Below are 8,672 nucleotides of genomic sequence, written 5' to 3' on the forward strand. Positions count from 1 at the left end.
GCCGGAGATCGACGAGACAGGTAAGTTGAAGCGCACACCGGCGCTATCGACGCCATTACACCTGCCATCAAGCGAGCCATGCGATGACCGAGATCGAACTTGTCAACGTGTTCACGCACATGGGACGCGGTGGCAACCCCTGCCCCATCGTGATCGACGCATCGAAGCTTCCGAATACCGGGATGCAGTCGGTGGCCCGGCACTTTGGGCATGAGTCGGGCTTCGTCCTGCCGGCCCCGAGCCTCGACGCCGACTATGCCTTCCGGTTCTGGGTTCCACGTCATGAGATGGAGATGTGCGGGCACGCGACGATCGGCGCGCTCTGGGCGCTCGCGACCAGGGGCCATTTGCGCGCCGAACAGGTTCGCATCGTGACGCGCAGCGGACCAGTCACGGGCTATGTCGACCGTGCAAGGTCAGGCGACCCATCTGTCGAGATCAGCCAACCGGTCGGCAAGGTCGTCGACCTCTCGCACGCCGAGGAAGAGCAGGTGCTCTCGACGCTCAAGATATCGCGCCACGATCTGCTCGATCTTCCGGTGCAGAATGCCGTCACTTCGCGCGTGAAGACCCTCATCCCGATGAAGGGCGTCCGTCAGCTCAATGAGCTGGTGCCCGATGCGCCCCGGATTGAAACGTGCTGCGAGCGAATTGGGTCCACCGGACTCTACCCCTACGCAATCGAGCATCAGGGCGAGCGACGCTTCGAGGCGCGGCAGTTTCCGAAATCGTCGGGCTACCCGGAGGATGCCGCCACAGGCATCGCCGCTGCCGCACTCGCATTTGGACTGCTCAAGAACCGCCTCGTTGAACGCAACAGCGAACGGATCACCGTGATGCAGGGGCGTGCGATGGACGCCCTTTCCGAAATACGGGTGCGCCTCGGGTTCGCCGACGCCACGCCTGTGGGCTGCCTTCTCGGCGGCACCGTGACGCATGCGGAGTCCTGCACCTTGCAGCTCTGAGCGGGCCAAAGCGGGTTTTCCGAAAAGATCATGCTCAAGCAAACAGCCAAGGCGCGATGACGATGCAATCCAATATCATCGCGCTTCAGCCGGCGCGGGAGGATTTGCGCTCGCCGGTCACCGCGTTTTCGGCCGCCCGGCTCATCAGCGAGGCGTAATCCTGCCCGAACAGCACCTCGCAGAAGCGGATCGCGGCCTTGACCTGCTGCTGACGGAAGGTGCGCACCCGCGCGTCACCGCCGCGTAGTGACTGCACGAGCCCTTCGGTCGAATGCTCGACGTAGTGCTGCAGATCGGAATAGGTTCGCAGCGTCACCTCGTTGATGGCGAGTTCGCTGGCATAGGTGCGGCACACCGCGACGAAATCGATCAGCGCGGCGACGTCCTCGACCTCGGACATGTCGATCTTTGCGCCGGCCGAAATGTCCTTGTCGGCGCGCTGGCGCAGGATGCGGCGGACCCGGCCCGGCACGCTGTCGATCTCCGATTGCAGCGCGTTGGAGATCTCAGCGCGGATCGAGGTGAGCTGACGGCCCCATGCGGAATCGTTACGCAGATCGAGCTCGGTGCGCAGGCCGCGGACGCCATCGTGCAGGGTCTTGAGCAGTTCACCGACTTCGTCGAACTGGCCGCGCTTGATGTCGGTGCGCAAGCAGGCCGCAACAAAGGACAGGTCGTGCAGCGCGATCGCGACCGCGACACTGTAGGGTGTGGCCGCGACCCTCAACTCATCGTCGGAGGCCGCCATCTTGATGGCGAGCCGGATGATCTGCCACGGCGCGACCAGTCGTTGCGCGATCAATGACAGTGCGAACGGCAGCAATTGCGGCGATTGCAGCGACGGCACCTTGAGCGCCTCGGTCACGGAAGCGATCTGGGCATCGGCAAACACCCGGACCTGGCTCGGCAGGCGGCTTCCCAGCGTCTCCAGAGCCTCGCGGCCCCGCAGCACGAGGCCGATCGGCAGCAGATCCTCGATCACACCAGACGACCCGACGCGCGACAGAGCCCGCTGGCGGTCCTCGCCGGGCACGGGGGTTGCGAGCTTGACGATGGCTTCCGCGGCCGCAAGCTGGAATTTGCGGGCGGCCGCCTCCGCCGAGCTGCCATCCGATGCCGCGGCAAGGCTGGTCTCGAAGTCGCGAGCCGCCTCCGGAACACCGTCTCGCGCCAGCCACTGCCAGATCGGCAGCAGCGAACTGCGCCTGATCTGGCCCGGCCGGGTGGGGAAATTGGTCTCGGCAAGGAACGGCTCGAGCGGCCGGAACAAGAGCCGCGCCGGATCGTCAGTGCGCGGCTCAAAGTCGCCGTCCTCTTCGGCACGGACGATCTTGCGGAGCTGCTCGAGCACCAGATTGGCGACGGCGACGTCTTCTCCACGTTCGACGGCGCGCTCCAGCTCCCGCATCAGCAGCGCCTGTGATTGTGGCGGAAGCTGCGCGAGATAATCCCTCAGCTGCTCGGTCGATCTCTGGCCCATACGCCTGGTATTGAGTGATTGATGCCCCGCGGACGGCCGCCTTGCACCCGCTCCGGATCATAGGAGCGCGCGCGTTAAGAAGGCGTTTAGCAATAATGACGGTTCCGAGACCCGGCCAGGGCCTCGCGAGGCACGCCTAGACCGCTGCCAGCACCAGCTCGGCCCTCAGGCCGCCGATCGGCGCCTCGCCGAGGGCAAGATTGCCGCCATAGAGCCCGGCGAGATCGGTCACGATCGACAGACCGAGACCCGAGCCGGGCTTGGATTCGTCGAGCCGCTGGCCGCGCCGCGACACCTGGGCGCGCTCTGCCTCCGACAGGCCGCGGCCGTCGTCGTCGACCACGATGCGCAGCCTCGGCCCGGCGCCCGGCTCGTTCGGAGGCTGGATCGTCACCTCGATGAAAACCCGCGAGGCCGCCCATTTGCACGCATTGTCGACGAGATTGCCGACCATCTCCTCCAGATCCTGCCGCTCGCCGCGAAACCGTGCCGCCGGGTCCGCCTTGGTCTGGATCGAGATCGAGCGGTCGCGATGGATCTTCTCCATGGTCCGCCGCAGCCCCTCGATGACGGGTGCGACTTCGGTGATGGTGCTGACGATGGTGACGCGGGCGGCGATGCGGGCGCGCTCGAGGTGATGGGCGACCTGATCCCGCATCACGTCAGCCTGCTCCAGCACCTTGCTGGCGAACGGGTCGGCCGCATGCACGCTTGCTTCGTTGACGATCACGGACAGCGGCGTCTTGATCGCGTGGGCGAGATTGCCGACATGGGTGCGCGAGCGCTCGACGATCTCCCGGTTGGCGTCGATCAGCGCATTGGTCTCGCGCGCAAGCGGCGCGATCTCGACCGGAAACTGGCCCTCCAGCCGCTCGGCACGGCCCGAGCGGATGTCGGCGATCGCCTCGGATATGCGCTTCAGCGGCGCGAGGCCGTAGCGGACCTGGAAGATCGTGGTCAGCAACAGCACGATGCCGAGCGCCGCGAAGGTGCCGCCGAGATAATAGTCGAAGCTGCGCGTCTCGTCGAAAATCTCGGTGGCATCGCCGGCGACGCTCACCAGGAACTTACCGTCGGCGCCGAGATCGACCGGCCGCTCCACCATGCGCAGGTTCTGGCCTTCGGGGCCGTCGACATAGCCGAGCCGCACGCCGGCCGCAGTCAGCTCCGCGCCGTGCTCCTCGAGCTTCGGCAGCTTCTTGTCCCACAGCGAGCGCGAGGCACGGGTCTCGCCCTTCTCGGTGTCGGTGCGGGTGATCTGCCAGTACCAGCCGGACAGCGGCAGGTCGAACAGGGGCTCGCCGAGCGACTGGAACTGACGATCCGGTGGCTCGTCGGGCGTCGCGACTTCGGCGATCAGCGTGCGCAGATAGAGATTGAGCCGGCGATCGAAGGCGCGCTCGGTCGCGTCACGGTAGACCGAAGACAGGATGACGCCTGTTATCGCCAGGATCACCACCACCCAGGCGGTCGCCGAGACGAACAGGCGGGTGGCAAGCGAACTGCCGCGCATCAGTGCACGGTCTCGAACATCGTGTCAGCGGGCCTCGGCATGGCGAATCCAATCAACCTCCCGCGGATCATGCCAACGCCCGCGCGCGGATCAAGCGCCTGACGGCGGCTGCGCCAGCATGTAGCCCAGGCCCCGCACGGTCTGGATGATGTCGACCTCCAGCTTCTTGCGGATCCGGCCGACGAACACCTCGATCGTGTTCGAGTCCCGGTCGAAGTCCTGGTCGTAGAGATGCTCGACCAGCTCGGTGCGCGACACCACCCGTCCCGTGTGGTGCATGAGATAGTCGAGCAGATTGTATTCATGCGATGTCAGCTTGACCGGATTGCCGTTGACCGTGACGCGCTTGGTGCGCGTGTTCAGCGCCACCGGCCCGCAGACGAGTTCGACCTGCGCATGCCCGGACGCTCGGCGCAGCAGCGCGCGGATCCGCGCCAGCACCTCCTCGAGGTGGAACGGCTTTGCGACGTAGTCGTCGGCGCCGGCGTCGAAGCCCTGGACCTTGTCGCTCCAGCGATCGCGCGCGGTGAGAATCAGCACCGGCATCGCCCGCTTGTTCCGCCGCCACGCCTCGAGCACCGAGATGCCGTCCATCTTCGGCAGACCGATATCCAGCACGACCGCGTCATAGGGCTCGCTGTCGCCAAGGAAGTGCCCCTCCTCGCCGTCGAATGCGCGGTCGACCACATAGCCTGCATCCGTCAGCGCCGTGGTGAGCTGGCGGTTCAGATCGGGATCATCCTCAACGACAAGCAGACGCACCTTGGCCTCCGAAAGTGAGAATTGCGATATACGGCATCAAATGAGGCTTCCGGCGCTGAACGGGTTATGAACGGACCGATTAGTGGAATGTTACTTTTTTGTCATTTCCCGGCTTGATAGCAGATTTGGAACCGGCGGGCACGCTCGTTAACGCCTGCGGAATTAACGACGTTTGTCGGTCAGCCGCAGAAACGATCCTGATGGAGGCGCGCGGGTTGCAATCGGGCCGGCCGTCGCCTAACCCTCTTGATCATGATCCAGAAGATTTCCCGTATTGCGGGGTGGCTGGCGTTCGCCTTCATCGCCTTCGTGACGATCTCACCGATCGACGACCGGCCGTCGATCGCAGCCCCCCAGATTGAACACTTCGCGGCCTTTGCGCTGCTCGGCCTCCTGCTGGTGATGGGCTATCCGCGGCGCGCGCTGGCAGTCGTCGTGATGATCGCAGCCAGCGCCTACGCGCTCGAGGCGCTGCAACTCCTGACGCCCGATCGCCACGCCCGCCTGCTCGATGCGACGGTGAAGGCTGTCGGCGGACTCTGCGGCATCGGCGCTGGCCGGATCCTGCTGCCGCTGCTGCAGGATCAGATCGACCGCTTCAGGAAGCTGCCGCAACAATCTGCGGGTTAGTTGATCACGACCGCACAGCAAGTGCTCAAATCTGCACGAGGTTTTTGCATCGCGCGGATGCGATATCCGCGATCGCGACAAACAGCGCTTGGCCTCGAGAAAAGCGATGCTATGAATGCTGCGACAACTCGAACGACGCCGTCGCGTCGTCGTCGCAACGCAGGGACATCGCATGATCCTGGTCACCGGAGGCGCCGGCTATATCGGCTCACACGCATGCGTCGCACTGCTGTCGGCCGGTGAGGACGTTGTCGTCTTCGACAATTTCTCCAACAGCAGCCCGATAGCGCTCGAGCGGATACAGGCGATCTGCGGCAAGCCATTGACCGTCGTCGAAGGGGATGTGCGCGATCAATCCGCACTCGAGAAGGCACTGTCGCAGCATGGCTGCACCGCCGTGATGCATTTCGCCGGCTTGAAGTCCGTGCAGGATTCGGTTGCGGAGCCGCTCGAATATTACGACCAGAATGTGGTCGGGTCGCACCGGCTGTTGCGTGCGATGCGGGCCACCGGTGTGCGCAAGATCGTGTTCAGCTCATCGGCGACGGTATATGGCAAACCGCAGTTCCTGCCCTGCACCGAGCAGCACCCACTTCAGGCGGTCAACCCCTACGGCCGCACCAAGTTGATGATCGAGGAAATGTTGCGAGACCAACATGTCAGCGACAACAGCTGGGCGATCGCGATCCTGCGTTATTTCAACCCCGTCGGCGCGCATGAAAGCGGCCTGATCGGCGAAGATCCGAAAGGCGTTCCCAACAATCTCGTCCCGTTCGTCGCCCAGGTCGCGATCGGACGTCGCGAACGCCTCAACGTCTGGGGCAGTGACTATGACACGCCCGATGGCACCGGCGTGCGCGACTACATCCATGTGATGGATCTGGCCGCAGGTCATCTGTCCGCGTTGAGGCTACTCGACACTCCGCAATGTTTCGCCGTCAATCTCGGGACCGGCGAGGGCAGCAGCGTGCTTGACGTCATCCGTGCCTTCGAGGCCGCAAGCGGCCGCACCATTCCCTACGCGGTCAATCCGCGCCGCCCGGGCGACGTCGACACCTGTTATGCTGCGACCGACTACGCGGCGAAGCTCCTCGGCTGGAGGGCCACCCGATCGCTTCAGACCATGTGCACCGACCACTGGCGCTGGCAGAGACGCAATCCGAACGGCTACGCGTGAGGCATTACGCCCCCGCGATATGATCCCAGGCGGTCGCTGTCTGTAGGACGGCGTGCTCCGAAACCGCCCGGCTTTCCGGAGCCTTCCTGCTGGAGCCCTCTCGTCCCCAAACGAGGTCTGGCGCTGCGCAGACCATTATCCAAAGGGGTACGCACGAAGGGGTAGGCAAGTGACGCCGAGGGCAGCGAACAAAGCTGCTAAAGTTGGTGCGTGTGGAAGCCCGACAACAGGTCAATCGACGACTAGAGTCTGCGTCCTGAGACCGTCCGGATGCCTGCCCTGGTGAGCCAGATGCAAACGCGCATCGTCGGCACGCAGGACGAATCGCACGAACGGTGCAGACCTTGACTCGACGGCCTCAGCGTTGGCAAAAGCCCCTTGAGTGCACGGAGTCCACTGGTGAGCGGCATCATCCTCCTGATAATTTTGCTCGTCGCAGCCTACGGCGCCGGCTACGGGACACGTGAGCTCATTTCTCGCCGACGTCATGCGAGAGCGCGAATGTGGATGGGTTACGTTGAACCCGATTGGTTGCGGCCGGCAAATTCGAACGAAATCGGTCCCAAGCAGGCTAGCGGTGAACTTGGCCAGATGCTCGTTCGATGGGAAAAAAGAGCGCAGGCGCGGCGACTAGCTCAGGCCGTGACAACGCACTGAGCTCATCTGCAGTTTGGCGAGCTCGGCCAGTTCTCTGAAGCACTATTCCGCATGAACCGTCTCAATTTGAATGAGCCTGTCCGCCCGCGGCTCCCTGCGGATGGCGCGATCGACGAACCCCACGATGCATGGAATTGCCGCGTGTCGACCGTTCGGCGTCTTGCTATTGGCGGTCTTCGTATCGGTCGCATTGGGGGTCACCACGCTTGACCAGGGCAACCTCATTAAGCGGTGGACCGCAGCGCAGCAAAGAGTACTGGCTTTCGTAAGGCGCCGGCGAGCGACGGCAAACGCTTTTACCGACAGGCACCTCGACCGACTGATTTCCCACGGTGTAGAAACAAGCGCTCGGTTTGGGCAGCTCCTCTTTCGTTTGAGACTGAGCTTGAGCGCCTCCCAGCAACAAAACGGGGATCGAAAAGACCAAAATTCCGCGCATCGGGTTTTTCCTCCGAACCTCGTCTAGGTATGCTAGTAGGCATAGTCTACGATAGTTGTTGTCGCTCTCGCAACTTCCACGCTGATGTGGACGCCAAGCGCCTGGCATGGATTCGATGCTTGGGGAAGGCGGCTCTCCAGATGTCGGGCGGGCCGCCGGACCGTCAGCCATCCCGCTCGGTGCATGTAGGCAGTGCGCTCTCGCAAACGACGGTCGTTCCTTTATCGCACCGCTGTGGGGCGACGAGCCTTCCGCACAGCATGCTGATCTCGCTTCCCACCCCATTCCGCCGACCGCGTGTCAAGACAGGTATCCAGCCAAATCGGCGAGGCGTACTGCAAAGGCGCCCAACGTGACTGTGGTAATGGTCTTCGTGACAATCAGGGCGATCATTCTGTTACTGGCATCGAGCCCGGCCATGGTTCGCCTTTGCGAATACCAGACCGGATTGATCATCGATTTGGCAACGCCGAAGAGGCCATAGAAAATGCCAAGAATGACGAGCCAGAATGCCAACGAGTATTGACTTTGGAAATAGCAAGCAATCGCTGCGACAACAATCTCCATTTGCTATCCCCGCGAGCCAGAGCGCCACTAGCCCGTTCGACCTGAGACCATGCCTCTCCTGCAAGCAGCCTCATCGCAGAGGACTGCACGTTTGGTCGCATTGGCTGAGCCGACTATCGATCAAGGGCGCCATAGTGACTCTAGCAGTGCGTCGCATCTAAGGCGCGACCTCGGGCCATGGCCAAGCTTTCTCAATCAGCTCAGTCGTGCTCAAGGTTCGCACCATTTCGCAACTACGCTCGGGGCGGAAGGATTGCCCGCCAGGGCATGGCCGCGTTCGCCACCCCTCTCGTGCACAGTTTCCATCCGGCCTGCTAGGCGCGCTGATAGTCATCCTCGATGCGGACGATGTCGTCCTCTCCGAAGTAGCTGCCGGTCTGCACCTCGATCAGTTCGAGCTGGATCTTGCCGGGGTTCTCCAGCCGGTGCACCGCGCCGATCGGGATGTAGATCGATTCGTTCTCGTGCACGGTCTTGACCAG

At 63.3% G+C, this 8,672-nt stretch carries 7 protein-coding genes and 1 pseudogene; 3 read left to right on the plus strand and 5 right to left on the minus strand.

The window, feature by feature from the left end; translation table 11 throughout:
- Nucleotides 1–83 precede the first annotated feature (83 nt).
- A complete protein-coding gene (locus tag JQ586_RS33665; RefSeq protein ID WP_212398940.1) occupies nt 84–965 on the plus strand; it encodes a PhzF family phenazine biosynthesis protein in 882 nt (293 codons plus the stop codon).
- A gap of 85 nt (nt 966–1,050) precedes the next feature.
- Here JQ586_RS33665 and JQ586_RS33670 read toward each other — a convergent pair whose 3' ends face one another.
- The 3 genes from JQ586_RS33670 to JQ586_RS33680 form a co-directional block, all read right to left on the minus strand.
- Nucleotides 1,051–2,445 (minus strand): hypothetical protein, encoded by a 1,395-nt coding sequence (locus JQ586_RS33670; protein WP_212398941.1) that lies wholly within the window; start codon nt 2,443–2,445, stop codon nt 1,051–1,053.
- A gap of 136 nt (nt 2,446–2,581) precedes the next feature.
- The gene (locus tag JQ586_RS33675) at nt 2,582–3,958 is read right to left on the minus strand and encodes a sensor histidine kinase (RefSeq protein ID WP_212398942.1); all 1,377 of its coding nucleotides are present in this window, start codon (nt 3,956–3,958) and stop codon (nt 2,582–2,584) included.
- Between the two features lie 90 nt (nt 3,959–4,048).
- On the minus strand, nt 4,049–4,720 hold the full coding sequence (locus tag JQ586_RS33680; protein ID WP_212398943.1) for a response regulator transcription factor: 672 nt from the start codon (nt 4,718–4,720) through the stop codon (nt 4,049–4,051).
- Nucleotides 4,721–4,972: 252 nt separating this feature from the next.
- On the opposite strand from JQ586_RS33680, the gene JQ586_RS33685 reads away from it, so the two are divergent.
- Nucleotides 4,973–5,350 carry a VanZ family protein gene (locus tag JQ586_RS33685; protein WP_212398944.1) on the plus strand — a complete coding sequence of 126 codons (378 nt, stop codon included), beginning with the start codon at nt 4,973–4,975 and terminating at the stop codon, nt 5,348–5,350.
- A gap of 172 nt (nt 5,351–5,522) precedes the next feature.
- Nucleotides 5,523–6,527, plus strand: a complete 1,005-nt coding sequence (galE, locus tag JQ586_RS33690; RefSeq protein WP_212398948.1) for a UDP-glucose 4-epimerase GalE — start codon at nt 5,523–5,525, stop codon at nt 6,525–6,527.
- A 1,396-nt stretch (nt 6,528–7,923) separates the two neighbouring features.
- Here the strand turns inward: galE and JQ586_RS33695 are convergent.
- Nucleotides 7,924–8,190 (minus strand): hypothetical protein, encoded by a 267-nt coding sequence (locus JQ586_RS33695; protein WP_212398945.1) that lies wholly within the window; start codon nt 8,188–8,190, stop codon nt 7,924–7,926.
- A gap of 314 nt (nt 8,191–8,504) precedes the next feature.
- Nucleotides 8,505–8,672, minus strand: a pseudogene (gene cpsB / locus JQ586_RS33700) (mannose-1-phosphate guanylyltransferase/mannose-6-phosphate isomerase); the annotation flags it as partial.

This window comes from Bradyrhizobium jicamae, from assembly GCF_018130215.1.
In the GTDB taxonomy this organism is placed as follows: Bacteria; Pseudomonadota; Alphaproteobacteria; order Rhizobiales; family Xanthobacteraceae; genus Bradyrhizobium; species Bradyrhizobium jicamae_A.

Coding starts and splice junctions, on each gene's coding strand:
- JQ586_RS33665 (WP_212398940.1), top strand. CDS start 84: ATGACCGAGATCGAACTTGTCAACGTGTTCACGCACATGGGACGCGGT.
- JQ586_RS33670 (WP_212398941.1), bottom strand. CDS start 2,445: ATGGGCCAGAGATCGACCGAGCAGCTGAGGGATTATCTCGCGCAGCTT.
- JQ586_RS33675 (WP_212398942.1), bottom strand. CDS start 3,958: ATGCGCGGCAGTTCGCTTGCCACCCGCCTGTTCGTCTCGGCGACCGCC.
- JQ586_RS33685 (WP_212398944.1), top strand. CDS start 4,973: ATGATCCAGAAGATTTCCCGTATTGCGGGGTGGCTGGCGTTCGCCTTC.
- galE (WP_212398948.1), top strand. CDS start 5,523: ATGATCCTGGTCACCGGAGGCGCCGGCTATATCGGCTCACACGCATGC.
- JQ586_RS33695 (WP_212398945.1), bottom strand. CDS start 8,190: ATGGAGATTGTTGTCGCAGCGATTGCTTGCTATTTCCAAAGTCAATAC.